General features: G+C 61.5%; 22 protein-coding genes. 17 read left to right on the forward strand and 5 right to left on the reverse strand.

All coding sequences use genetic code 11. The features are described 5' to 3' along the window. The first annotated feature begins 82 nt into the window (after nucleotides 1-82). The 12 genes from DevBK_RS01305 to DevBK_RS01360 all read left to right on the forward strand — a co-directional run bounded on the left by DevBK_RS01305 (nucleotide 83) and on the right by DevBK_RS01360 (nucleotide 16,060). Nucleotides 83-1,057 (forward strand): acetylxylan esterase, encoded by a 975-nt coding sequence (locus DevBK_RS01305; protein ID WP_317184198.1) that lies wholly within the window; start codon nucleotides 83-85, stop codon nucleotides 1,055-1,057. A 66-nt stretch (nucleotides 1,058-1,123) separates the two neighbouring features. After that, a complete protein-coding gene (locus DevBK_RS01310; RefSeq protein ID WP_317184199.1) occupies nucleotides 1,124-2,128 on the forward strand; it encodes a LacI family DNA-binding transcriptional regulator in 1,005 nt (334 codons plus the stop codon). Between the two features lie 488 nt (nucleotides 2,129-2,616). Next, nucleotides 2,617-4,338 carry a heparinase II/III family protein gene (locus DevBK_RS01315; protein WP_317184200.1) on the forward strand — a complete coding sequence of 574 codons (1,722 nt, stop codon included), beginning with the start codon at nucleotides 2,617-2,619 and terminating at the stop codon, nucleotides 4,336-4,338. A gap of 82 nt (nucleotides 4,339-4,420) precedes the next feature. Further along, on the forward strand, nucleotides 4,421-6,322 hold the full coding sequence (locus DevBK_RS01320; RefSeq protein ID WP_317184201.1) for an ABC transporter substrate-binding protein: 1,902 nt from the start codon (nucleotides 4,421-4,423) through the stop codon (nucleotides 6,320-6,322). Nucleotides 6,323-6,437: 115 nt separating this feature from the next. Beyond that, a complete protein-coding gene (locus DevBK_RS01325; RefSeq protein ID WP_317184202.1) occupies nucleotides 6,438-7,427 on the forward strand; it encodes an ABC transporter permease in 990 nt (329 codons plus the stop codon). Next, on the forward strand, nucleotides 7,427-8,569 hold the full coding sequence (locus DevBK_RS01330; protein WP_317184203.1) for an ABC transporter permease: 1,143 nt from the start codon (nucleotides 7,427-7,429) through the stop codon (nucleotides 8,567-8,569). Before DevBK_RS01325 ends, DevBK_RS01330 begins: the two co-directional genes overlap by 1 nt. Before the next feature lie 171 nt (nucleotides 8,570-8,740). Further along, nucleotides 8,741-9,757 (forward strand): ABC transporter ATP-binding protein, encoded by a 1,017-nt coding sequence (locus DevBK_RS01335; RefSeq protein WP_317184204.1) that lies wholly within the window; start codon nucleotides 8,741-8,743, stop codon nucleotides 9,755-9,757. Then, entirely contained in the window at nucleotides 9,754-10,830 is a 1,077-nt protein-coding gene (locus DevBK_RS01340) for an oligopeptide/dipeptide ABC transporter ATP-binding protein (protein ID WP_317184205.1), read from the forward strand. Before DevBK_RS01335 ends, DevBK_RS01340 begins: the two co-directional genes overlap by 4 nt. Before the next feature lie 115 nt (nucleotides 10,831-10,945). Then, nucleotides 10,946-12,799: a DUF2264 domain-containing protein gene (locus DevBK_RS01345; RefSeq protein ID WP_317184206.1), complete on the forward strand. Its 1,854-nt coding sequence runs from the start codon at nucleotides 10,946-10,948 to the stop codon at nucleotides 12,797-12,799. Further along, nucleotides 12,799-13,806, forward strand: a complete 1,008-nt coding sequence (locus tag DevBK_RS01350; protein WP_317184207.1) for a hydroxyacid dehydrogenase — start codon at nucleotides 12,799-12,801, stop codon at nucleotides 13,804-13,806. The genes DevBK_RS01345 and DevBK_RS01350 overlap by 1 nt, the downstream gene beginning before the upstream one ends. Then, nucleotides 13,806-15,419, forward strand: coding sequence for an acyltransferase (locus DevBK_RS01355; RefSeq protein WP_317185572.1), 1,614 nt, complete (start codon nucleotides 13,806-13,808; stop codon nucleotides 15,417-15,419). Before DevBK_RS01350 ends, DevBK_RS01355 begins: the two co-directional genes overlap by 1 nt. Further along, nucleotides 15,416-16,060 carry a ThuA domain-containing protein gene (locus tag DevBK_RS01360; protein WP_317184208.1) on the forward strand — a complete coding sequence of 215 codons (645 nt, stop codon included), beginning with the start codon at nucleotides 15,416-15,418 and terminating at the stop codon, nucleotides 16,058-16,060. Before DevBK_RS01355 ends, DevBK_RS01360 begins: the two co-directional genes overlap by 4 nt. A gap of 116 nt (nucleotides 16,061-16,176) precedes the next feature. Here the strand turns inward: DevBK_RS01360 and DevBK_RS01365 are convergent, their stop codons facing one another. After that, nucleotides 16,177-16,887, reverse strand: a complete 711-nt coding sequence (locus tag DevBK_RS01365; protein WP_317184209.1) for a class I SAM-dependent methyltransferase — start codon at nucleotides 16,885-16,887, stop codon at nucleotides 16,177-16,179. 155 nt (nucleotides 16,888-17,042) lie between these two features. Here DevBK_RS01365 and DevBK_RS01370 point away from each other — a divergent pair, with 155 nt between their 5' ends. Together DevBK_RS01370 and DevBK_RS01375 are read left to right on the forward strand one after the other, a co-directional pair. Beyond that, nucleotides 17,043-17,531 carry a ferritin-like domain-containing protein gene (locus DevBK_RS01370; RefSeq protein ID WP_062631510.1) on the forward strand — a complete coding sequence of 163 codons (489 nt, stop codon included), beginning with the start codon at nucleotides 17,043-17,045 and terminating at the stop codon, nucleotides 17,529-17,531. Between the two features lie 164 nt (nucleotides 17,532-17,695). After that, a complete protein-coding gene (locus DevBK_RS01375) occupies nucleotides 17,696-17,917 on the forward strand; it encodes a DUF2934 domain-containing protein (RefSeq protein WP_317184210.1) in 222 nt (73 codons plus the stop codon). 135 nt (nucleotides 17,918-18,052) lie between these two features. Here the strand turns inward: DevBK_RS01375 and efp are convergent, their stop codons facing one another. Then, entirely contained in the window at nucleotides 18,053-18,622 is a 570-nt protein-coding gene (efp, locus tag DevBK_RS01380) for an elongation factor P (RefSeq protein WP_061910221.1), read from the reverse strand. 127 nt (nucleotides 18,623-18,749) lie between these two features. Here efp and epmA point away from each other — a divergent pair, with 127 nt between their 5' ends. Further along, on the forward strand, nucleotides 18,750-19,808 hold the full coding sequence (gene epmA / locus DevBK_RS01385; protein ID WP_317184211.1) for an EF-P lysine aminoacylase EpmA: 1,059 nt from the start codon (nucleotides 18,750-18,752) through the stop codon (nucleotides 19,806-19,808). Then, complete coding sequence (locus DevBK_RS01390; protein WP_317184212.1) at nucleotides 19,805-20,836, forward strand: lysine-2,3-aminomutase-like protein; 1,032 nt, start codon at nucleotides 19,805-19,807, stop codon at nucleotides 20,834-20,836. Before epmA ends, DevBK_RS01390 begins: the two co-directional genes overlap by 4 nt. 28 nt (nucleotides 20,837-20,864) lie before the next feature. Here DevBK_RS01390 and fabV read toward each other — a convergent pair whose 3' ends face one another. Next, a complete protein-coding gene (gene fabV / locus DevBK_RS01395; protein WP_317184213.1) occupies nucleotides 20,865-22,034 on the reverse strand; it encodes an enoyl-ACP reductase FabV in 1,170 nt (389 codons plus the stop codon). A gap of 246 nt (nucleotides 22,035-22,280) precedes the next feature. Between fabV and DevBK_RS01400 the strand changes: the two genes are divergently transcribed. Then, on the forward strand, nucleotides 22,281-23,411 hold the full coding sequence (locus DevBK_RS01400) for a hypothetical protein (RefSeq protein WP_317184214.1): 1,131 nt from the start codon (nucleotides 22,281-22,283) through the stop codon (nucleotides 23,409-23,411). A gap of 137 nt (nucleotides 23,412-23,548) precedes the next feature. Here DevBK_RS01400 and DevBK_RS01405 read toward each other — a convergent pair whose 3' ends face one another. Then, nucleotides 23,549-24,193, reverse strand: a complete 645-nt coding sequence (locus tag DevBK_RS01405) for a glutathione S-transferase family protein (RefSeq protein ID WP_317184215.1) — start codon at nucleotides 24,191-24,193, stop codon at nucleotides 23,549-23,551. A gap of 2 nt (nucleotides 24,194-24,195) precedes the next feature. Further along, complete coding sequence (locus DevBK_RS01410; RefSeq protein WP_317184216.1) at nucleotides 24,196-25,905, reverse strand: Rieske 2Fe-2S domain-containing protein; 1,710 nt, start codon at nucleotides 25,903-25,905, stop codon at nucleotides 24,196-24,198. Between the last annotated feature and the right edge of the window lie 99 nt (nucleotides 25,906-26,004).

The following is a 26,004-nucleotide window of genomic DNA, read 5'->3' on the forward strand; positions in this document are numbered from 1 at the left end:
TGTGTGAATTGACCGCAGCGACTGGTTTTTTGACTGGCGTGGGTGCAGGCTGGGCTAAACTTCCATACCAGGATATTGCACCGTGCCCTTTCCCGATCTCACTCACCCGGCGCTTGGCGCCTATCGCAGCAGCGTTGAAATGCCTGGTGATTTCGCCAGCTTCTGGTCGGACACGCTGGCCCAATCGCGCGCGGCGGGCGGCAAGGTCGAAATGGTGCCAGCCGAAACGAGCCTGAAGCTGATCGAAGCTTTTGACGTGACCTTTCCGGGGTTTGACGGTCAACCGGTCAAGGGTTGGTTGCTCTTGCCGAAGGTGCGCGAAGGTAAACTGCCGCTCGTCGTGCAATTCATCGGCTATGGCGGCGGGCGCAGCTTTCCCCATGAACTGCTGCATTGGGCTGCTTCGGGCTATGCCTATTTCCGCATGGATACGCGCGGTCAGGGCAGTAGCTGGAGCATGGGCGCGACGGCTGACCCCGTGGGCACGACGCCCTCCATTCCCGGCGTGATGACCAAGGGCGTGCTCGACAAAAACGACTACTATTACCGGCGCCTCTTTACCGATGGCGTGCGTGCGGTCGACATGCTGCTCGAGCAGGATTTCGTCGATCCCCAGCGCGTTGCCGTTTGTGGCGGTAGCCAGGGTGGCGGCATTGCCCTGGCGGTTGCTGGCATCGATAGCCGGGTGAAGGCTGTGATGCCGGATGTGCCGTTTCTCTGCGATTACCCCCGTGCGGTGCGGACTGCGGGACGCGATCCCTATCTCGAGATTGTACGCTTCCTGGCCCAGCACAGGGATAAGTCAGGCCAAGTCTTTGAAACGCTGCGCTATTTCGACGGCGTCAATTTCGCGCGGCAAAGCCAGGCGGCGGCATTGTTCTCGGTGGCGCTGATGGATGATATCTGCCCGCCGTCGACCGTCTATGGCGCCTACCAGGCTTTTGCCGGCAGCGATAAAACGATTGTGGAATATGAGTTTAACAACCACGAGGGCGGCGGGCCGTTCCAGGATCGCGAGCAGATGAAATGGCTCGGAAAACGGTTCGGAATGGCGTGAAACGGGAAAAACTTGCTTTACTCAAGAAACGCAAATATTGCGTAACTGAGTGAGGAGGGTCTTTTCATGGCCAGCAAGCGCGCGAACCAAGCCGATATTGCCGAAAAGCTCGGCGTGTCCGTATCTACCGTGTCGCGGGCGCTGGCCAATGAGATCGGGATCAGCGACGCGGTGCGAAGGGACGTGCAGCGCGTCGCGCGGATGCTCGGCTACAAGAGCAAGCATGTGCCGGCGGTGGCGAGCCTTGATAAGCGCGCCGTCGCCATGGTGCCGCTCAATGGCGCCATGGGGAACCTGACGAGCTTTTACCACGGCATTGTCGAAGGCATGCGTGCCCAGGCGGCAGAGCAGGGCATCTTGCTCGATGTGCGGCTCGTCAATGAAGAAACGGTGACGCTCGATTTCATTCAGCGGCATATGGCCAAGACCGGCGCCAATGGGCTGGTGTTGGCGGGGATCGATCCCGATGAAGCGCTGGCGCAATGGGCGATCGACGCCGATATCAGCGTGGTGTTGGCCAATGGTGTCGACCCCCTGATGCGATTGAGTTCAGTGTCGCCGGCCAACTTTTTCGGCGCCTATATGGCGACGAAACACCTGCTTGATGCGGGGCATCGCCGGATCCTTCATTATACCTATCGGCATCGCCACACGATCATGCAGCGGCGACGCGGGTTTGAGGCGGCGATGGCCAGCGTGCCGGATGCCGAGGCGACGGTGGTGATTTCCAACGAGCATTCGAGCCACGATCTCTTGGCTAACCTTTTGGCCGGAAAATACGACGTGACGGCGGTTTTTTGCTGGAATGACAGTGTGGCCGTCTCGATGGTGGATTCGCTGCTCGGGCAGGATTCGCCCATGCCCAAGAATTTTTCGATGATGGGTTTTGACGATCTGCCGATTGCCGGGATCGCCAATCCGCGGCTGAGCACGGTGCGGGTCGATCGCGAGGCGATCGGGCGCGGCGTCGTCCGGCTTCTGGCGCAGCAGCTCGAAGGCGAGCGGGCGGTGCAGCACCTTGAAGTGGGGCTGACGCTGGTCGAGGGCGAGACTGTGCATCGGCTGGATTGAGGGGGGCGTTTTATCTTCTCTTCCCGAGCTTGCCTCCACCCCCTCCCAGCCTCCCCCATCAAGGGGGAGGTGTCGATCGAGTTTGGGGTTAGGTGTGTTCACGACCATCGGACAGCACCTCACCCTTGATGGGGGAGGCTGGGAGGGCGTGATCTCCGGCTCCAAACGGATAAAAATATCAGCGCCCTTGTTGAGATCGATGCGCTTTTCGGCGCATCCTATCCCCTATCCATTTCCACCCACAACGCAATTCTCGCAATATTGCGTAAATTGCGTGAATTGCGCAAAAGTCTTGAATTTGCGCAAGATTGTGCATAGCCTTGCGTTAGGTTCGGCGCCATCCGGTAGCATTCCGGTAACATCGAGCGCGGCTTAAGGGGGAATTGGTGGATCTTCGGCGGTGGAATGTGCGTCAGGTTCGGGAGGTGCTGGAAAGCGCGCCTGACTTTGCGCCGTTTCCTCGGGCGAGGTCTGATGAATGGGTTGGCGTGAAGGATCGGCTGGGCGCTGATGTGCTCACCGGACTGGTGGGCCAGGCGGAAGCAGATGCTGTTGCCGACGTACCGGCGCTTCCGGCGCGGCTTTATCGTGAGTTTGCCGAGACTGGTCGCCGCGAGGGTTATGAGGATGCGCAGCGGGCGCGCCGGAGCATGCTTTACCGGCTGGTCTTAGCCGAGTGGCTGACCGGCGAGGGGCGGTTTGTCGCTGCCATCGAGAGTGTGATTTGGGCTCGGCTCGAGGAGACCAATTGGGCCTGGCCGGCACATGCGCGGGAATTGGATCGCTTCGACCGGCCAACGCTCGATCTGGCGGCGGCAATGACGGCGCTGGATCTGGCTGAGATCGACTATCTGGTCGGAGATCAGCTCTCGGCCAATCTGCGCGATCGCGTGCGGGTCGAGGTCGAGCGGCGGGTGGTCGGGCCGTTTCTCAATCGGAACGATCACTGGTGGCTGCATACGACGCCGCAGAAGCAGGTGAACAATTGGACGGCGGTCTGTGTCGCTGGGGCTGTGGGCGCAGCGCTTTATCTTGAAACGGATATGGGGCGGCTGGCGGAGATCGTCACGCGGGGTCTGCATAGTCTCGCGGATTATCTCGAGACGTTCGATCGCGAGGGCGGGTCGTCCGAAGGGCCGGATTACTGGACCTATGGGTTCGGCAATTATGCCGTGCTCGCACATCTGCTGCATGAGCGGACGGGTGGGGCGATCGACCTGCTGGACGGCGATTTCATCCGGGACATTGCGCAGTTTCCGTTGCGCACCATGCTGACGGAAGGCGTCTGGGTGAGCTTTTCGGACTCGGATCATAATCCGAGTTTTCATCCCGGCCTGTTGTCGCTGTTGGCAAAGCATCTCGATCTGCCGGGGCTTTTGGGCCTCGGCATGCAGAATGACTTTGGCGTCGAGGTATTCAACCAATTCGTCTGGCCGCTTCGGCAGTTTGCCTGGCCGTTGGCAAAGGCCGAGCCGGCCACTTTGGGACTGCAAGATTGGTATGACGAGATGGGCTGGATGATCAGCCGGCTTGATCCCAACGACCCAAATTCGCTGCGGCTGGCCGCCAAAGGCGGGCACAATGACGAGATGCACAACCAGAACGACGTGGGGTCGTTCATGGTGGTTGCCGGCGGCAAGGTGGTGCTGACCGATCCGGGGCGTGGGCGCTATTCGAAGGCCTATTTTGGGCCCGATCGCTACCAGAACATTTTTGCGTCTTCGCTGGGTCATTCGGTGCCGGTGGTGAATGGAGAGGCGCAGGCTGAAGGCAGGGCGCATGCGGCCAAAGTGCTCGAGCATGGGCATGATGTAGCCGAGGATCGGCTGGTGCTGGAGATGGCAGCGGCCTATCCGGCGGAGGCTGACCTCTCGCAGTTGCAGCGGACGGTGGCGCTGAAGCGCGATGTGCCGGGTGGAGCGGTTCGGCTTGAGGATCGCTATGCATTCAAGAGCGCCGAAGGTGAATTTCAGTCCGTATTGGTGACGTCGCTTTCGGCGCGGGCCGAGGGTGACGCTGTGCTCGTCGGCGAGGCTGGGGCGGGGGCACGCATCGGCTTTGATGCCGGCGCGCTCGAGGTCGCTTTCGATGTTCGGAAAGCCCAGGAAAAACAATATCAGCCAGCGGTCGATCTGACCCGCATCGTGTTCACGCCCCGGCGGAGGAGCCGGGAAGGACGCGTCGTGCTCGACATCTCGCCGCTCACCTGAGCGGGAGTTTTTGTGGCTGATCCCGGGAGGATGGGCGGCCAAAATCATCTCCGGTCAAAGCACCGGAAAAGGGAGGGATAGTATGAGGAAGACCTATCTTGGTTTGACCGGTGCGGTGGCCATTTCGGCCATGCTCGCCGCAGCCGGCCCGGTCTGGGCGCAGCAGCAATCGCCGGTGTTGGATGCGGCTGTGGAAAGCGGCGAGCTACCACCGGTGGCCGAGCGGCTGCCGAGCAATCCGCTGGTCGTCGATGGCGAGAGTGTCGGCAAATATGGCGGGACCTGGCGCATGGGCATGCGCGGCGGCGGGGACAATGGCATCATCGTCAAGACCGTTGCCTATGAAGGCCTCGTGCGCTTCGACCATGAATGGAAGACCGTGCTGCCTAACCTGGCGGAAAGCTGGGAAGTGAGCCCCGATGCCAAGGAATATACGTTCAAGCTGCGCGATGGGGTCAAGTGGAGCGATGGGTCGCCATTCACCACCGAAGACATCGCCTTTACCGTCGAAATCTACAAGGACCCGAACTACGCCGCGGGCAGCTGGATCGACAGCACGACCAATCCGCTGACGCTGGACGTCATCGACGAGCTGACGTTCAAATTCACCTTCGAAAAGCCCAATGGCATGTTCCTCGAGAACATTGCCGGCACCGATGGCCTCCACATCACCTCGCTGCAGAAGAAATATTGCGGCCAGTTTTACCCCAAATACAATGAGAACGCGGACGCGGAAGCGCAGGCGGCGGGCTTCACCAACTGGGCGCTTTACCTTCAGGACCGTTGCTCGTGGGGTTTTGAGACGATCCGCTTCTCCAACCCCGACCTGCCGGTGCTTTATGGCTGGGTCATCGACCAGCCGCTCAACGCCAATGCGGCGCGGCTGACCTGGAAGCGCAATCCCTATTATTGGAAGACCGACAGCGAGGGAAACCAGCTTCCCTATATCGACAATCTCGATATGCGCGTCTCGGAAAGTATCGAAGAACTGACGCTGCTGGCGCTCAATGGCGAGATCGATTTCCAGGAGCGGCACATTGCGACCACGGTCAACAAGCCGCTCTTCTTTGATGGGCAGGAACAGGGCGACTATCACCTGGGTGAAGTGATCCCGTCCTCGTCCAATACGCTCGTGTTGCAGCTCAACATGAACCACGACGATCCGGTCAAGCGTGAGCTCTACCAGAACAAGGACTTCCGCGTGGGCCTTTCGCACGCGATCGACCGGCAGGAAATCATCGACGTGGTCTTTACGGGCCAAGGCGAACCCTTCCAGGTCGCGCCGCGCCCGGAATCCGAGTTTTATGACGAGGAACTGGCCAAGCAATATACCGAGTTCGATCCCGATCTGGCCGCGCAGCATCTCGATGCGGCGGGCCTGACGGAAATGAACGGCGACGGTATTCGCCTGATGAGCAATGGCCAGCCGGCCAAGATCACGGTGGACGTCATTTCGGCGCTGCGGCCGGAATGGATCGATATCCTCGAAATCATGCAGTTGCAGTTCCAGGCGGCCGGCATCGAGCTCGAGCTCAACAATATCGACCGCACGCTGTTTTACGACAAGCGCCCGGGCAATGACTTTGACGCCCAGATTTGGGCCGGTGACGGCGGCATCGAGGCGATCCAGGACCCGCGCTACTACTTCCCGTTCAGCGACGAGAGCGTTTGGGCCTATAAGTGGGTGCAGTGGTACAATGGCACCAAGCCTGAAATCGCCGAAGAGCCGGTCGATTGGGCAAAGGAACAGATGGCGCTTTACGACCAGGTGAAGGCCGAGGCCGATCCGGCCAAGCGCGGCGAACTGTTCCGCCAGGTGCTGGCGATCACCAAGGAGCAGTTCCCGGTGATCGGGGTGAGCCTGATGCCAAACTCCTATTCGATCATCCGCAACAACCTCCGGAACGCGCCCGAGAGCATGTTCAATGCCTGGCTGTTCCCAACGCCTTCGCCGATGGATCCGGTGACCTGGTACTTCGAATAAGCGGGGCTGTCCTCCAACCCGCTCCTGCCCCTCGCGGTTCTCCCTGGCTGCGAGGGGTCCCTTACCCCCAATCGTCTCGGGCAGATTTGCCAGAGCGCTGCGGAAGGCCCTTTTCATGGTTCAGTTCATCATCCGGCGTCTCGTCGCCATGATCCTGACGCTGTTCGCCATCTCCATCGTGGCATTCGCCATTATCCAATTGCCGCCGGGCGATTATCTGACGACCTATATCGCCTCGCTGTCTTCGACCGGCGAGCAGGTCGATCCGCGGGTGATCGCCAACCTGCGCGAGCAATATGGGCTCGGCGAGCCGTTCTATGTCCAATATTTCAAATGGATCGGCGGCATCCTGACCGGCAATTTCGGCCAGAGCTTCGAATGGAAGCGGCCGGTGACCGAATTGATCTGGGGGCGTCTGGGCAATTCGATGCTGCTCGAAGGCATGGCGGTGATCACCATGTGGCTGATCGCGCTGCCGATCGGCATCTATGCGGCAGTGCGGAAATATTCGCTGGGCGATTATCTCGCGACTGTGGGCGGCTTTCTCGGGCTGGCCGTGCCGAATTTTTTCTTCGCGCTGATCCTGATGTATCTGGCTTACACCTGGTTCGGGGTGACGCTGGGCGGGTTGTTTTCGCCGGGCTTTGAAAACGCCCGCTGGAGCCTGCCGCGCATCTGGGACTTTCTGAACCACGCCTGGGCGCCGATCCTGGTTCTGTCGATGGCCGGGACGGCGGAGCTGATCCGTATTTTGCGCGCGAACCTGCTTGATGAATTGAAGAAACCCTACGTCGTAACCGCGCGGGCCAAGGGGCTGCCGGAATGGCGGGTGATCCTCAAATATCCCGTGCGGCTGGCGATGAATCCGCTGGTGTCGACCATTGGCTGGCTCTTGCCGGCGCTGGTTTCGGGGTCGGTGATCGTATCGGTGGTGCTCAACCTGCCGACGGCCGGGCCGATGCTGCTGCGTTCGCTGACGACGCAGGACATGTATCTGGCCGGCGCAATCATTCTGCTCCTCAGCGTGCTGACGGTCATCGGCACCGTGATTTCCGACATTCTCCTTGCGCTGATCGATCCGCGCATTCGTTACGGAGGCAAATGATGGCCGTGGATACGATACAGCCGACCATTCATGCCGATGTGCCCAAGGCCCGCGCGCGGCGGGAGAGCCAGTTGGGGCTGATGTGGCGCCGGTTCAAGCGGCACAAGCTGGCGCTGGTGAGCCTTTGGGTCGTCGTGATTTTTTACCTCGTGGCGCTGCTCGCCGAGTTTCTGGCGCCGACCGATCCGGGCACCTATAGCGCGCGCTACACCTATGCGCCGCCGCAGGGGATCCATTTCTTTGCGGTCAACGAGGATGGGGGCTGGGAATTCGGGCCCTATGTGAATGGGTACAAAACCGAGATCGATCCGGTGGCGCTGCGGCGGACTTTTGTGATCGACGAAGAGGTGCGGCTGCCGGTCAAATTCTTTGCCGAGAGCAAGCCGTATTTGCTGGCGGGGTTCATCCCGATGTCGGTGAAATTCATGGGCGTCGAGAATCCGCGCGATCCCTTTTATATTCTCGGGGCCGATCGGCTGGGGCGGGATATGCTGAGCCGGGTCATTCACGGCACGCGCATTTCGCTGTCGATTGGTCTTGTCGGCGTGACCATGAGCCTCTTCTTCGGCATCGTGATTGGTGGGTTTGCCGGCTACTATGGCGGCTGGTTCGATAGTGCGGTGATGCGCGTCGTTGAATTCATCCGCTCGATGCCGACCATTCCGCTCTGGCTGGGGCTCGCGGCGGCCATGCCCAAGGATTGGAGTGCGCTTCAAACCTACTTTGCCATCACGCTGATCCTCAGTTTGATTGGCTGGACGGAGCTGGCGCGTGTGGTGCGCGGGCGGTTTCTGTCATTGCGCACCGAGGATTTCGTTACTGCGGCGCAGCTTGATGGGGCCAGTGATTGGCGGATCGTGACGCGGCATATGGTGCCCAGTTTTACGAGCCACATCATTGCGGCGGCGACGCTGGCTATTCCGGGCATGATCCTCGCGGAAACGGCATTGTCCTTCCTTGGCCTCGGGCTGCAGGCGCCGATCGTATCGTGGGGCACGCTGCTGCAGGATGCGCAGAATATCCGGACGCTGGCGACAGCGCCTTGGCTGCTGGCGCCTGGGGTCTGCGTGGTGGTGGTTATTCTGGCGCTCAACTTTTTTGGCGATGGGCTGCGTGATGCGGCGGATCCTCATGGGCGGTAGTTCAGTGGTACACGCAACATCCCCCTCACCCGTCTCGGGCTTTGCCCGATCCACCCTCTCCCCGAGTGGGAGAGGAATGGTGGCTCCCCTCTGTTCTTCTCCCTCTCGGGGAGAAGGTGGCGCGCAGCGCCGGATGAGGGGGACCTTTGTTCCAGCGCAAGGATGTCGCGCATGACCAAGCCCCTCCTTTCAATCAACGATATGTCGATCGTCTTCACCTCGCCCGACGAGCCGGACATCGAGGCCGTGCGGCAGGTGGATCTCACACTCACGCCGGGCAAGACGCTCGCGCTTGTGGGTGAGAGCGGGTGCGGGAAGTCGGTGACGGCGCGGGCGGTTTTGCGGCTGCTCGATAGGAATGCCGATATCCGGACCGGCGAGATCGTTTATGAGGCCGCGGGCGGGGCGGTGGATGTCGCGCGATTGAAGCCCGATAGTCTCGCGATGCGGTCGATCCGCGGCGCGCAGATTTCGATGATTTTTCAGGAGCCGATGAGTTCGCTGTCGCCGGTCCACACGATCGGCAATCAGATCGACGAGATCATCGTGCTGCATGAGCGGCTGACGCAGAAGCAGGCGCGGGAGCGGACGGTTTCGCTGCTCGATCAGGTGGGCATTCCCGGGGCGCGGGAGAGGGCGAATGCTTATCCATTTGAGTTGTCGGGCGGTCTCAGGCAGCGCGCGATGATCGCGATGGCGCTGGCTTGTACCCCAAAACTGCTGATCGCCGACGAGCCGACAACGGCGCTCGATGTGACGACGCAGGCCCAGATCCTCGATCTCCTGCGGCAGTTGCAGGACGATTTCGGCATGGCGATGTTGTTCATCACCCATGATCTTGGGGTGGTGGCGGAGGTGGCCGACGATATCGCGGTGATGTATCTGGGCGATGTGGTGGAGCAGGGGGATGTGTTCGAGGTCTTCAAGGCCCCGAAACATCCCTATACGCAGGCGCTAATGAGTTCGGTGCCGCGGTTGCAGCGGAAATCCGAACGGACGCGATTGCAGCCGATCAAGGGCACGGTGCCGTCACCAAAAGACCGGCCGGTGGGCTGCGCCTTTACCAGCCGCTGCCCGCATGCCTTTGCGCCATGCCCGACCGTGCGGCCCGAGCGGACGCCGTTGAGCGAGGGCCATGTGGCGCGGTGTCATCTCCTGACGCATACGAAAGAGGAGGCGCTCGCATGACGACGCTGCTTTCCGTCGAACATCTCTCCAAGGTTTTTACCCTTGGTGGCGGTCTCTTCAAGGCAGGCCGCGAACTGGTGGCGCTCAACGATATCAACCTGACGGTGGAGGCGGGGGAAACGCTCGCTATCGTGGGGGAGAGCGGCTGCGGCAAGACCACTCTTGGGCGCTGCATCATCAAGGCGCAGCCGGTGAGCGAGGGGCATGTTTTTTATCACCAGGAGGGTGGGGAGAAGGTCGAGCTGACCGCGCTCGACAAGAGGGCCATAAAACCCTACCGGCGCGATATCCGCATGATTTTTCAGGACCCGATGAGCTCGCTGAACCCCAATATGCGGGTGTTCGATATCGTCGCCGAGCCGCTGCGGGTACACAAGATCTGCAAGGGGCGGGAGCTTGAGGATCGGGTGATCTCGACGCTCGCCAAGGTCGGCATTCCGGCCGATGCGGTGGGGCGCTATCCGCATGCTTTTTCGGGCGGGCAGCGGCAGCGCATCGGCATTGCCCGGGCGCTGGTGCTCGACCCGAAGCTGGTGATTGCCGACGAGGCGGTCTCGGCGCTGGACGTGTCGATCCAGGCGCAGGTGCTGAACCTCCTCGATGATCTCAAGGAAGAGTTCGGGCTGACCTATATTTTCATCAGCCATGATCTTGGGGTGGTGAACTACATCGCCGACCGGGTGGTGGTGATGTATCTCGGCCATGTGGTCGAGAATGCGCCGACGGAAATGCTCTTCGAGCGGCCGCGACACCCCTATACCGAGATGCTGCTCGAGGCGCTGCCGATTGCCGACCCGACGCGGCGCAAGGGGCGGAACAAGGAACTCAAGGGCGAAATCCCCTATCTCGGCAATCGGCCCAAAGGGTGCCCGTTCCACACGCGCTGCAAATATGCCGAGGACAGGTGCCGGACGGAAAAGCCGGTGCTGCGACCGATCCATGGCACCGCCCAAGAGGCCGCCTGCCACTTTGCCGAGACACTCGAACTGAAGGGCGCTTATGACGCGCCGGGGTTTGTGCCTCCGACGCCGTTGGTGACTGCCGGTGGATTGCCCGGACAGATCGGGCAATGACGATGGAGATGAGAATGTTCAGCAGAGAAACGAAGATCTCGCCGATCGTCACCACCCGGCCTGTCCGGGTGGCCCATGCCGGACCGTACGGAAGACACCAGGAATTTTCGAACAAATGACTTATGATCCGGCCACGGCCAATCCGCTTTTTGGGAATCCGCTGAAGACACGGGACGATGTCGAGAAGGGGCTGCGCGATCTGTTTCAGCCGCTGCTGCCCTACTTTTCGGAAGGTGGGGCGCGGGTGCGGCTTGACGGGGCGGGGGCGCATTTCGATCGGGCGGCGGCTGATCTCGAAGGCTTTGCGCGGCCGCTTTGGGGGCTGACGCCGCTCGCGGCGGGCGGGGGCGAGTTCGATCACTGGGAGATTTATCGGCAGGGCCTCGCCAATGGCACGGATCCGGAGCACCCTGAGTATTGGGGCACCGTGAAGGGGACGGATCAGCGGCAGGTGGAGCTTGCGGCGATCGGCTTTACGCTCAAAATGCTGCCGCATCTGGTTTGGGAACCGCTGCCGCAGAAGGCGAAGGATAATCTCGCGGCTTATCTGAAGCACGCGCGCAAGTTCGAATATGCCGACAACAACTGGAAGTTTTTCCGCATCCTGGTCGATCTTGGGCTTGAGGAATGTGGGGTCGAATTCGACCGGTCCTATACCGATGCGTATCTCGAAGAGCTTGAGGGCTTTTACCTCGATGGTGGCTGGTATCGCGACGGCAATGTCCGGCGGATCGACCATTACATTCCCTTTGCAATGCACTTTTATGGGCTGATCTACGCCAAGCTTGCCAAGGGCGATGACAAGCGGGTGGCTGACTACAAGGCGCGCGCTAAGGCGTTTGCGCGGGATATTCAGCACTGGTTCGACGAGGATGGGGGCACGCTCGTTTTCGGGCGGTCGCTCACCTATCGCTTTGCCTGCGGCGGCTTTTGGGGCGCGCTGGCATTTGCCGATGTCGATGCGCTGCCCTGGGGCGTCATAAAAGGGCACTTCCTCAGGCACCTGCGCTGGTGGAGCAAGGTGCCGATTGCGCACGGCAATGGGGTGCTGTCGATCGGCTATGGCTATCCCAACCTTTTCATGTCCGAGAGCTATAATTCGGCGGGGTCACCCTATTGGGCGCTTAAGGCCTTCTTGCCGCTGGCGCTGCCGGCCGATCATCCGTTCTGGACGGCGGAGGAGGTCAAGGCGGATTTTGACGAGACGCCGGTGCCGCTGAAACATCCGGGCATGGTGAGCTTTCACACGAAGGGCAATGTGGTGGCGCTGTCGAGCGGGCAGCAGAACTGGCAGATGCGGCATGGCGCCGAGAAATACGCCAAGTTCGTCTATTCGAGCCGCTATGGGTTTTCGGTCGAGGTGGATGAGCGAGCATATCACTCCGGCGCATTCGATGGCGCCCTGGCACTGAGCGACGATGGGCGGCACTATCGGGTGCGCGAGACCAATGAGACCGCGCAGATCGCGGGCGACAGGCTTCATGCGGTTTGGAAGCCGTGGAGCGATGTGACGGTCGAGACCTGGCTCATTCCAGCCAATCCTTGGCACATCCGTGTGCATCGGATCACGACGCCACGGGCACTGCATGGGACCGAAGGCGGCTTTGCCATCGACCGGGCGGAGTTCAATGCCGATACCTATATCGACGATAAGGGCCGGAGTGTTGCCAAGAGCAAGACGGATGTCAGCGCCATTGTCTGCCTGGCCGGTGGTCGCGACGGGCGGGCGTTCCGGACTTTGCCCAATAGCAATCTGATCTTTTCCAAGGCTATCGTACCGCAGCTGCGCGGAGACATTCCGGCGGGCACGACTGTGCTGGTGACGGCGGCGATGGCTCTGCCGGCAGGGGCGGAGGCCGAGGCGGCACTCAATGCCGTGCCGGCAGCGCCCGACATTGCCGAGCTCGAAGCCCTTTTTGCCCGCGAGGGCGTTGATGTCAGCGCCATAATGGTGCCGGAGCGGTTCTGATGCCTCTAAAACTTCTCTTCGCCATGGCGGCGGACAAGACGCGGCATGTGTTCGACGAGCCGAGCCTGGATCGGCTCGCGGAAAGCTGCGAACTGTTGCGGCGAACGCCAATCGATGGATTTGCCGATCCGGAGGCGCGGCGGCTGCTGGGCGAGACGGATATTCTCGTGACCGGATGGGGCTGTCCGATGATCACCCCGGAGGTGTTGCGCGCGGCGCCGAACCTGCGGCTGATCGCGCATGCCGCAGGGACAGTAAAATACACGATCGATCCTTCGGCCTATGCCTCGGGCATTCGTGTGACGCATTCGGCGGATGCCAATGCGGTGCCGGTGGCCGAGTTTACGCTGGCTTCCATCCTCTTTTCGGCCAAGCACATCTTTGCGTTGCGCGATCTTTATCGGGCCGACCCGACGCGCCGTTCGAGCTATGCGCTGGGCGATACGGCGATCGGGAATTTCCGGCGGACGGTGGGCATTGTCGGGGCGTCGCGGATCGGACGGAAGGTGATCGAATTCCTGCGCAGCTTTGATTTTTCGGTGCTGCTCTATGATCCCTTCGTGCAGGCGGGGGATCCGGATCTCGTTGGGGTCGAGCTGGTGGAGCTCGATGTGTTGATGGCGCGATCGGATGTGGTGTCGATCCATGCGCCGTCCTTGCCTTCGACGCGAGGGATGATCGGGGCGCGACAACTCAAGCTGATGCAGGATGGGGCGACGTTCATCAATACGGCGCGTGGGGCGCTGGCGGACGAGGCGGCTCTGGTGGCGGAGCTGCAGACGGGGCGGATTTTTGGGGTGATCGATGTGACCGATCCGGAAATTCCGCCGGCGGACTCGCCGCTGTTTACGTTGCCCAATGTGTTTCTGACGCCGCATGTTGCGGGAGCGATCGGGACCGAGAGGTTGCGGCTTGGGTTGATGGCTGTCGAGGAGATCGAGCGGTTCGTTAGGGGGCAGCCCATGCTTTATGAGGTGCAGCCGGAATTGCTGGAGAGGCTGGCGTGATGGACGATCGCTGGCACCGCGCGCGTCTGCAATATCTCACCTGGGATCGGACGCCTGAGGACATCGACGGCCCCGAACACCGCGCGCGGCAGGCGGAGCTGGCGTTGCGGGCGGGGGCGGAGTTTGCGCCGAGTGCTTATGTTGCGGCTGAGGCGGCGATTTTTACGACCCGATTGGTGCTTGGTGAGCAGAGCTGGATCGGTGGGCATGCGCTGGTGCGGGGGGATGTGGAATTTGGCGCGCATTGCACGGTTAATCCCTATGCGATGATTTCGGGCACGGTGCGCTGTGGGGATGGGGTGCGGATCGCGAGCCATGCTTCGCTGGTTGGCTTCAACCATGGTTATGACGATCCCGAGGTGCCGATTTATCTGCAGAAGCATGAGAGCCGGGGGATCACCATCGGCGATGATGTGTGGGTCGGGGCTAATGCGGTGATTGTCGATGGCGTCACGATCGGGCGCGGGGCGGTGATTGCGGCGGGGGCGGTGGTCAGCAAGGATGTGCCTGAAATGGCCATCGTCGGTGGCGTGCCGGCCAAGGTCTTGCGGTTTCGCGGGAAGGGGCGGCGGGACGAGACGCGAAAACAGCTTGAGGCGCTGGGCGATCGGGCGGCCAGGCAATGGCGCGAAGTGCTGGCCGAGAATTTCGATGGCGCGGATTATGTTTCGCGCGAGAACGACAATACGGCGCGGAAGAGCAATCGGCACTTATGCGATGCGATTGAGATTGCGGCGGCGTTTGGGGAGGTGCCGCCCGGGCTCGATGTGGCGGGGACACTGGCGCGGCTGCAGGCGGTGCAGGATCCGGTGACGGGGCTATTTCCCGATCCGTTTCAGCCGCCCAAGCCGGGCGTTGCGATGCGCGACGATGGGTTGGCGCTTTATAATGTGCTCTCGACCGGTTACGCTATCGAGGTGCTGGGTGGGCAGCCGCTGCATCGCGTCGAGGCGGTGGAGGTTCCGGCAACGGAACTGCGGCTGTGGCTCGAAGGGCTGACGTGGCGCGAGCGGGCCTGGGGGGCGGGGGCAGCGGTCGATGCGATCGGCACGGCGCTCTATTTCAATGCGCGATATTTTACGACCGGGACGACGCGCGAGACGCTGTTTGGCTGGCTCGCCATGAAGCAGGATCGCGGCTCGGGGCTTTGGGGGGCGCCGACGGCGGACGAGGGACTGTTGCAGCCCGTCAACGGGTTTTACCGGCTGACGCGCGGGACCTATGCGCAGTTCGGCGTTGCGGTGCCGCGGCCGGAGGCGGCGATCGACTCGGTGCTGCTGAACTATCGAAATTATGGCGGGTTTTCGGGGCGGACGTATACGGCGTGTAACCTGCTCGATACCATTCATCCGCTGCTGCTGTGTCTCAGCCAGACCGACCACCGACGGGCGGAGGCGGAGCAGAATGCGCGTTTGGTGATCGCGCGGGCGGGTGAGCGCTGGATCGAGGGCAGGGGCTTTGCCTTTGCCGATGGGCAGGAGCCGGGACTGCAAGGGACGGAGATGTGGCTGTCCGTGGTGCATCTTGCGGCCAAGCTTTTGGGGCTTGAGGATGCTTTTGCGTTCGTGCCGCGGGGTGTGCATCGGACTGAAGCGGTGGGGTTGGGACTATGACCAAGAAAGCGCTCGTCGTTTGGGGCGGGATGGAGCTGCATACACCGGAGCGAGGGGCGCAGGTGGTGCGGGAGCTGCTCGAGGAAGAGGGTTTTGCTGTCACGGTGACGCCGGAATACGACGCGCTCGGGGCCGAGGATGTCGGCAGCAATGATCTTGTCGTTCCAGTCATTACCGATGGGACGCTGGCACCGGAGAAGATGGCTAATCTGATCGCGGCGATCCGGGCGGGGACAGGGCTGGCCGGGTACCATATGGGGCTGGCGACGACGTTTCGGGCCAGCGTGCCTTTTCGCTATGCGGCGAGCTGCTATTGGGTGCAGCATCCGGGCAATATCATCACCTACACGGTCGACGTGACGCGGAGCGATCATCCGATCATGGCTGACATCGAGAGTTTCGAGCACACTTCGGAGCAGTATTACCTCAACTACGATCCGGCGGTTGAGGTGCTGGCGACGACGCGGTTTTCGGGGGAGTTTCATCCCTGGCGCAAGGATGTGGTGATGCCGGTGGTGTTTACGACGACCCATGATCAGGGGCGCGTGTTTTATTCGTCATTGGGGCACACGGCGGATGAGTTGGCGCTGGAGCCGGCGCGGACGATTTTGAGGCGAGGGTTGGTTTGGGCCGCGCGTTAGGGATGATTACTGACACAAAACTCTGCGTCATCCCCGCGAAAGCGGGGATCTCTGTTTAGGGCAGGCAGGGATTCCCGCTTTCGCGGGAATGACGCCGTGACGGTGGGGGCCAGGGGCTACTGCTGTTCCTGCTCTGCCTGACGTCGAAGCACTTCGGACTCCGGCAGTGCATTTGCATATTGCAGTTCGCGATTGGCTCTTGCCCAGAAGGCGGGGTGGACGCGGTCGAGCAATTCGGGCGGCGTCGGCGTTAATGCAAGTGAATCGGCGGTGTTTTCGTCGAGCCACAAAATGACGTTTTGGCGGTACCAGGCGGGGATGGCGTCGTCGGTCCAGATCTGGTCGCGGATGACGTCGTGGGGTTTGAGGCCGTGGGCAGCGAAAAGGCCGGCCCAGAAGCTTGGCCATTGTTCGTTGACATGGCCGACGCCGCCCTGACCGGGGATGGCGGCGGAGAAAAGCACGGCAGGGGCCATGGCGGCGAGGTCGGCAACAAAGCTCTCGGCGCGGCTTGGAGCCAAGTGTTCGGCGACTTCGAGGGAGAGGACAAGGTCGACTTTGGGCCCGGAGAAGGGCTGTTCGAGGTTATGCCCGCGAAAGTCGATGCCGGGATCGTCGAGCATTTCGGGGCGCACCCAATCGCCTTCCATGCCGAAGCGATAGCTGGCGCCGGATGCGGCAAGGAAAGTGCCGGTGCCGCAGCCGATATCGGCGACGCCGTCGCGCTTGAGACCCTTCGGAAGGCTGCCGAAAATGCGGCTCGCGGCATGGGCCGTATGAGTCCGCCGATCGGCGTAAAAATCGGCGGGGTAGAGCGACGTTGGCATGGGGCAGAATCTCCTCGTGGTCACTCTACGCGGGATGCGGGTTCCCAGACCAGATCGTGATTTTTGCGGCGGAACCACTCACGGGAAGCGCCGTTGCAGAGGCAGCGTCATCTCAAGCGAATTCTTTAAAGCAAATTCTTGGAGACGAGCACAAAATGGCTGACAAGCAACTCGACGATCTGTTTCTCGATACTCTCAAAGACATTTATTATGCCGAACGGCAGATCCTCAAAGCTCTCCCGAAGATGGCAAAGGCCGCAACTTCGCCGGAACTGAAGGCTGGCTTCGAGCAGCACCACCAGGAAACCGAAGGCCAGGTGGAACGCCTGCAGCAGGTTTTTGACATTCTAGGCAAGCCGGCCCGCGGCAAGACCTGTGATGCGATCCTTGGCATTCTTGAAGAAGGCAAGGAAATCATGGACGAATATAAGGGCGCGACCGCGCTCGACGCTGGCTTGGTCGCCGCTGCGCAGGCTGTCGAACACTATGAAATCGCGCGTTATGGCACGCTCGTGACCTGGGCCAAGCAGCTCGGCCACAACGACATTGCCCAACTGCTTTCTGAAACGCTGAAGGAAGAAGAAGCGACCGACAAGAAACTGAGCCAGGTCGCTCTCGCCTCCGTCAACCAAAAGGCCGCTTAGGCCGTGCGGGGATTCAGGTGATGGCGGGCTGCAAATGGCTGTTTTCTGTGCTTCCGGTACTCATGTACACAAAAGTACGCTCCGTTCCGGTTCTCGAAAACCACTATTTTCGCCACCCCCTAACCTGAATCTCCACACGTCCTGACCCAAAACCGAGATCGCTGATGCAGAAAAACACTGCCCTTGCCGAGCGGATTCGCCAAACGGCTTACTTCCTGTCGCAACAGGATGGACACCCCGAGGGGAGGGCAACGGAGTATTGGCTCAAGGCCAAGGAAATGCATCAGCGCCAACTGGCTTATGACCGCTGGCTTGCCGAAGGCACGCCGGCGGACAGCTCGGAGCTTTTTTGGTATGAGGCCGAAAAGGAAATCGAGGGGAAATGAAAGCGGGCCCGAAAGGGCCCGTCTTTTTGTTCTGCGCACTTGGTAGCGCTGGGCCCTGCGAGCGTAGCTCTCCGGGCCTGAGCTGCTCAAAACTCCCCACCGGGGAGTTTTGTCGGCGCGGAGCGCCGCCGCAGCTCAGTCCTTCGCACGCTCCACGTACGAATTGTCTTCCGTGAGAATGACGATGCGGGTGCCGGCGCCGATGTGGGGCGGGACCATGACGCGGAGGCCATTGTTGAGGACGGCTGGCTTATAGGACGAAGAGGCCGTCTGGCCCTTGACCACAGGCTCGGTCTCGACGACTTCGAACGACATACGCTGGGGCAGTTCCATCGAGAGCGGCACGCCTTCGAAGGTCATGAGGTGAACCTTCATGCCATCGGAGAGGTAGGCGGCCTGTTCGCCGATGACGTCATCGGGTGCAACCAGCTGCTCGTAATTGTCCGGGTCCATGAAATGGTGCCCTTCGCCATCCGAGTAGAGGTAGTCGTAGATACGGTCGTCCACATCGGCCTTTTCGACCATTTCCACCGTGCGCCAGCGGCCGACGACCTTCACGCCATCGGAGATGCGGCGCATGTTGACGTTGGTGATGGAATTGCCCTTGCCGGGATGAACGTTTTCCGCAGTCAGAACGACGTGGAGGTTGCCATCCTGCTCGACCACATGGCCTTTGCGCAGGGACGAGGCGATGACCTTGACCATATTTCTTCCTTGTTCGTGTCGATGGCGCGTACTAGAGCCTGAGCTGTCCGCGTGCCGATAAACTGTTGTCGAGCGCCCGATATCCTATTCCGCACCATTTCGCCAGTCCGGCACGGCAAGAAACCGCATGACCGCTTCGATCCCTCAATCCTCCTCGCCCTGGTGGGCGCCCGAGCGCCACGCCGATCGGCGTCCGGCGCTTCTGGCGCGCAGCCGGTTCGATGCGCGGGTGCGCGGGTGGTTTGCCGAACGGGATTTTCTCATCGTCGATCCGCCGGGGTTGCAGCGCTCGCCGGGCAATGAGACGCATCTCCATGCCTTTGGGACGACGATGATCGGCAATGATGGTGAGGGGCAGGCGATGTATCTTCATACCTCGCCCGAATTCACCATGAAGAAGCTGCTTGCGGCAGGCGAGACGCGGATTGCGAGCCTGCAGCATGTCTGGCGCAATCGCGAGCGCTCGGCACTGCATCATCCTGAGTTCACCATGCTCGAATGGTATCGGGCAGGCGAGGGCTACGATTCCATCATTGACGATACTTTGGCGATCATCCGGCTCGCGGCGGAAGTGACCGGGATTGCCCAGTTCGAATTTCGCGGACGGGTGTGTGATCCACGGGCCGAGGCGGAGCGGGTCAGTGTTGCCAATGCGTTTTTGGCGCATGCGGGTGTGGATTTGCTCGCCACGATGGACGCCGAGGGGGTGCCGGACGGCGAAGCGCTGGCGGCGCAGATGATCTCTGTGGGGCTCGATGTGCCGGAGGATCGCAGTTGGAGCTATCTGTTCAGCCTGATCCTCGTTGAAAAAGTCGAGCCGAAGCTGGGGAATGGACGGGTGACGGTTCTGGATCGCTATCCGGCCTGCGAGGCGGCGCTGGCGCGGCGGGTGCCGGGCGATCGGCGGGTTTCCGAGCGGTTCGAAGTCTATGCGTGTGGCGTGGAGCTGGCCAATGGGTTTGGCGAGCTGACCGATGCTGCCGAGCAGCGGGTTCGCTTTGTCTCCGAGATGGACGAGAAGGCGCGGATCTATGGCGAGCGTTATCCGGTCGACGAGGATTTTCTCGCGGCGCTGGAGCTGATGCCTGAGGCGAGCGGGGTTGCGCTGGGGTTTGATCGATTGGTGATGCTGGCAACGGGTGCGCAGCGGATTGAGGCGGTGCTTTGGGCGCCGGTGGCGGAATGACTTTTGTCAAATCCGCCAAGGCACTTGTTGAAGCCGGATTGGTGCAGGATGTTGGCGCGCTCGATGCGGTTGCCAAGCGCTATGCAATCGGCATCACGCCGGCCGTCCTCGAACTCATCGACCGCGCTGACTCCAATGACCCGATCGCGCGCCAGTTTGTGCCGACTGAAGCTGAACTGCTGACTACGCCGGAAGAGCGCGCTGATCCCATCGGCGACCTATCGCATTCGCCCGTCGAAGGGATCGTTCACCGCTATCCCGACCGGGTGTTGCTCAAGGCGGTGCATGTCTGTCCGGTCTATTGCCGCTTCTGCTTCCGCCGCGAGATGGTGGGGCCGCAGGGGCTGGGGACGCTGACCGGGCCGGAACTCGATGCGGCGATGGAGTATATCGCGGCGCATGAGGAAATCTGGGAAGTAATCCTCACCGGCGGCGATCCGCTGGTTCTTTCGCCGCGGCGGTTGACTGGGCTGATGCAGCGGCTGGCGAAGATTGAGCACGTTAAAATCGTGCGCTTTCATACGCGGGTGCCGGTGGTGGAGCCGGAGCGGATCGACGAGGCGATGGTCGAGGCGCTGATGTCGAGCGGCAAGACGACGTATCTTGCTGTCCATGCCAATCATCCGCGCGAGTTTTCGCCGGCGGCACGGCAGGCCTTCAAGCGGTTGTTTGACGGTGGTGTGGCGTTGCTCAGCCAATCGGTGCTGCTGCGCGGGGTCAACGACGATGTCGAGACGCTGGCGGCGCTGATGCGCGGATTCGTCGAGAACCGGATCAAGCCTTATTACCTGCACCATCCGGACCTGGCACCGGGGACGAGCCATTTCCGGATCGGCATCGAAGAGGGGCAGGCGCTGGTTGCGGCTTTGCGAGGTCGGATTTCGGGGCTGTGTCAGCCGACTTATGTGCTCGATATTCCGGGTGGCCATGGTAAAGCCGATATCGGTGCCGCTACGGTTTCTGGCGGCGACGGGTGTTTTACCGTGCGCGATTGGCAGGGCGGCGAGCACGCCTATCCGCCGGAATGAAAAGGGGCGCCGCGGCGCCCCTAAACTTTTACTCTACGACGCGCGGATCGACGTCTTTGGAATAGTCGACGCCGCCGACGCTGAAGCCGAAGAGCTTCAAAAATTCCTCGCGGTATTTTGGCAGGTCGGCGAGGTCGGCGAGGTTTTCCGTGTTGAGGACGGCCCAGCGCTTCTTGAGTTCGGCCTGCATGGCGCTGGACAGTTCCCAATCGTCGACGCGGACGCGGCTTTCGTCGTCGAGAACGATGACGCCCTGTAGCTTGTCGCGGAAGAGGCGATCGATCTGCTGGATCGGGCCTTCGCCAAGGCCCATTTCGTCTTCGACCTTGATCAGCAGCGTGCCGTAGAGCGGCACGACGGGAATGGCAGAGCTCGCTTGGGTTACGACGGCCTTGAGCGCGACGACATGAGCCGAATTATCGCCATGGGCGGCGCGGATGGCGGCGGCGGCGCGATCGAGATCGCCCTTGGCCTTGCCCAGCGTGCCCTTGTGATAGATCGGCCAGGTCAGCTCGGAGCCGAGATAGGTGTAGTTCAGGGTCGTGAAGTCGTCGGCGAGGACGCCGGCTTCCGACAGGGCCTTGATCCAGAGTTCCCAATCTTCGCCGCCCATGACCTTGACGGTCGCCTGGGCTTCTTCCTCGGTCGCGGGCTCTACGGAGATTTCCGAGACTTCGCCGGTGCCGGTGTTGAGGGTCTTGGAGGTGACCGCGGTGCCATAGGGCTTGATGGCCGAGCGGTAGGTGACGCCGTCCTTGGGGTCGGTGCGGACCGGGGAGGCGAGTGAATAGACGATGAGATCGACCTGACCGAGGGTCGACTTGATCGCTTCGACGGTCTCGGCCTTGACGGCGTCGGAGAAGGCGTCGCCTTCGATGGTGACGGCCTTGGCGCCGGCGGCGCGGGCGCGATTTTCGAAGGCGCGGTTATTGTACCAGCCGGCGGAGGCGGGCTTGGCTTCGCCGGGTTCGCGCTCGAAGGAGACGCCGACCGTGTCAGCGCCCGAGCCGAAGGTCGTGACGATGCGCGAGGCGAGGCCATAGCCTGTCGAACAGCCAAGCACCAGGACGCGCTTGCGATCGGAGGGGATCGGTCCCTTGATCACGACATGGTCGATCTGGCGCTGCACATTGGTGGCGCAGCCAGTGGGGTGAGCGGTGGTGCAGATGAAGCCGCGGATCTTGGGCTCGATGATCATGGGATTTTCTCCTCGATTTGCTCAAGCCAATAGACCGAATGTGGCGAAAGTGCTAGCCGCCGCTTGGGGTTTTGCCCGGTGTGACAACAGGTTTGGCGCGACGTTGTTTGCGATACTTTCGGGCAGAAAGTGTTCGGCCGGCACAGATTTTCCACAATTTGGGTGAAGTCACGGCTGGTTCACGCGCGCGTGATCCTATTCATTGCCACGAAATCGGGCCTATCGCTGACACATCAAGAGGCATCCATGTCCCAAGTCGCACTTCCCTTGCCGAGCCGATCGCTGACGCTGGCGCCAAAACCCTTCGCGGTGCCGGCTGGCTTTCTGTTTACGCTCGTCATCCTCTCAGCAATGGCGATTGGCCTTGCCTGGTGGCAGGGGCCGGGACTGTTGCGCGACTGGGAAGTGAGCCGCGATCCGGTGGTTCTCGACGAGTGGGACATGGTCGACGGCGAGTGCTCCTCGCGTCGTGGGCTGACCGATTGCGAAGCCAATGTGACCTATTCCTATGACGGGCAGGACTATCAGAAATATATCACGCTCGCCTTTTTCGACCTGAGCAGCGGCGATTACACCGTTGATCTCGTCGTTTCGCGGGATAATCCGGACCTCGCAACGCTCAGCCTCGGGCTCGACATGCTCTGGAACCGTACCATCGTCATGGCGGTCTTCATGTTGCTCTTTGGCGGTGGCGCCATCGCAATGCTTTTTGCCGGGCTACAGGCAGGACGGGCTAATCGCGCGGTGGCAGGGCCGGGGCGCTTGAACGTCGTGCCGGTCGAGGTGATCGAGGTCAAGAAGGTGCGCGGCAAGGATGCCGTGACCTATCTCGACAATATCCGCTCGCCTTCGAAGCGGAACATTCGCACCTTCATGGACAAGGGGCAGGAGCCGCTGATCGGCTACGATGAAGCCGGCAAGCCGGTTGGCCTTGCGGTGCTGCATGAGCAGAGCAAAACGCCGATACTGCTCGATAGCCGGCTCGAGCGCATCGAGATGACCGAAAGCGAACGCCAGGCGGCCCTTGCGGCATTTGATGCCGAGCAGGAACAACGTGGCGTCGTGCGCGCCGCCAATCCGTCGCCTACGGTCAAGCGCGGGCCGAATATCCTACGCGGTCTCGCGGCGGGCCTGGGCGTGATCGTGCTGGCGGTTGTCGCGTTCTTCGGGTTCTGGCTTTACTACGTGACCTCGGCGCCGGATGCGTTCGACTCCATCGGCATCGAGATCAACAACATCATGCCCGAGCCGCTGAACACCTGGGGCTGCGAGCAGCTCTACAAGCGCTTCGGCGATGATCGCGCGCCGTTTGGCTGCACGGCGGATGATTATCAGAGCTGGAAGGTGGCGCAGCCGACGGGGAAGGTGAAGTCGTAGGGGGTTTCACTTACACCGCTGTTCTTGCCACCCACATGCTGTCATCCCGGCCTTGAGCCGGGATCCATCTTTAGATTTCAGGGATGGGCCCCGGCCTTCGCCGGGGTGACATATGGTGGGTGGGGGGTGGACTTTCGCTAAACCTTCTCCGGCCCTGCGGGGAAAATCCCGGACATCACCGTAAACCCCGGCACGCGCCGCACACGGTCGGTCCAGCGGCGGAGGGCGGGGTAGTCCTGGCGGCCGATGCCGCCTTCTTCGCTCAGCATTACATAGGGGAAGCAGGCGATGTCGGCGGTGGTCGGATAGGCCGGTGCGCAGAGCCAGTCTCGGCCGGATTTTTCGCCGAACCAGAGATGTTCGTCGAGAATGCGGAAGATGCGATGCGCGCCCTTTTGGCTTTTTTCGATATCGAAGGGATAGCTGTAGCCGAGTGCAAGGCGGGCAGCAGATGAGGTCGCGGTGATATCGTCGGCGACGGCGTGCCAGCGGAGGATTTCGGCGGTGACAGCCGGGTCATCGGGAAACCATTGGCCAGATGTGTCGTACTTCTTCGCAAGATAGGAGAGGATGGCGCCGGAGTCGGAGAGGACGAGATCGTCGTCTTTCAGCACCGGTAATTGCCCGAAGGGATTGAGGCGCAGGAACCAGTCGGCCTTGTGTTCGCGACCGGGGAAAAAATCAACCGGATGAATCGCATAGGGCACGTTGAGAATGTTCATCAGCAACCGCAGCTTGTAGCAGTTGCCCGAGAGCTCGAAGTCGTAAAGCGTTATGGTCATTGTCAGATATCCAGAACCAGACGACCGGACTTCGCGCGGCTGACGCAGGTCATCATGCAGGTGTTGGACGCCTTCTCGGTCTTGTTGAGATAGACGTCCTGGTGATCGACTTCGCCCTCGATGACGCCGGTGAGGCAGGTACCGCAGGCGCCTTGCTCGCAGGACGAGGGCACGGTGAGGCCCGCTTCGCGCATGGTCTCGAGGATGGTGCGACCGGCCGGGACGTGGAGCGTTAGGGCAGAGCGGGCGAGTTCGACATCGAAGGCCGAGGAGGCGTCGATGGTCTTGGTGTTCTCAAAATATTCGAAATGCACGGCTTCATCGGGCCAGCCGAGCGCGGTCGCGGTTTCCTGCACCATCTCAAGCATGGCGCCGGGGCCGCAGATATAGACGTGGTTGGCGAACTGGTATTGGCCAAGCACCTCGGTGACCTTGGCCTTGATGGCTTCGCGCTGGAGGCCGATGTGGCGGTCGACGCGGCCGTGGAGCACGTCTAGCTCGCTCGAAAAAGCCATGGTTTCGCTGGCGCGGGCGAAATAATGCAGCTCGTAATTGAGGCTCGACTTGTCGAGGAAACGCGCCATGGAGAGGAGCGGCGTGATGCCGATGCCGGCCGCAATGAGCACGGTGCGGGTGGCGTCACGACGGAGGGGGAAATTGTTGCGCGGCTCGGAAATGGCGAGCACGTCGCCCTCGCGGACGCTTTCGACCAAGACCTTCGAGCCGCCCTTGGACGCGCTCTCGGCCTTGACGCCGATGGTGTAGCTCATCAGGTCGCCGGGTCCGTTGGTCAGCGAATATTGGCGCACGAGGCCATTGGGCAGGTGCACGTCGATATGGGCGCCGGGCTGGAAGGTCGGCAGATGCTTGCCATCGCGATCGGCGAGCTCGAAGCCGATGACGCCATCGGCGGACTGCCACTTGCGCTTGACGACGACCGGGAACGTATTGCCGCGCGGCACGGCAATGTCGGGCATGGTCGAGAGTTCGACCGACACCTTTTCAAAGACCGGCTGCAGCGGTTCAGGCGCCGGCTTTTTGGCGGCGGCGCGTTCGAGGCTGTCGCGCAGCTTGGTCAATTGCTCGTTGTAATAGCGCAGCGTCGCGATCTCGTCGGCCGGCTTTTCCGGCAGAATGCCGCGGATGACCGAGCGGGCAGCATCGACCGGCTGGACGAAGAAATGGGCGCTGCCCAGCGTAACGGCGCGGCCGGGGATGAACTCGACCGATTGATCATCGGGCGCGAGACGGGAGAGGCCGGCGAGGACGTCTTCAGGCGTGGCATTGACCGGTACGGGACGCAGCGCAAACCAATCGTGGCCCTCGGCGCCGGGAAAGGGGGCAAAGGGCTGGTCATCGTTCGCGGCGGACCAGATGAGCCCAAAAGCTTCGCGGACGGGATATTTGCGGTTTTCGATGCGGCGGGCTGGGGCATCGGCTGGGTGGGCCGGAATATAGGTGCATCCGGCCGAGCGATTGGCGTAGCGCCAGCCGTGGTATTGGCACTTCAGCTCCTGGCCCTCATTGATGCCGATGGAGAGGCGCACGCCGCGATGGAGGCACCGGTTTTCCCAGGCATTTACATTGCCATCGTCAGCCCGCCAGACGGCCAATTCGCGGCCGAGCAATTGGCCATGATAGACATGGCGAAAGGGCAGGTCCTCGCTCGAGGCGATGGGATACCAGGTGGGGTCGGATAGACTGAGGGGCATTGTCGATCAGATCCAAAGTTTGAGGATCGCGCCACGATCGAATTTTTAGTCACGATTGCCACCCTGGCGTACGGGGTGTCTCGTCTTTTGCTCGCCGTG

Origin of the sequence: Devosia sp. BK (assembly GCF_032907385.1) — a bacterium.
Taxonomy (GTDB): domain Bacteria; phylum Pseudomonadota; class Alphaproteobacteria; order Rhizobiales; family Devosiaceae; genus Devosia.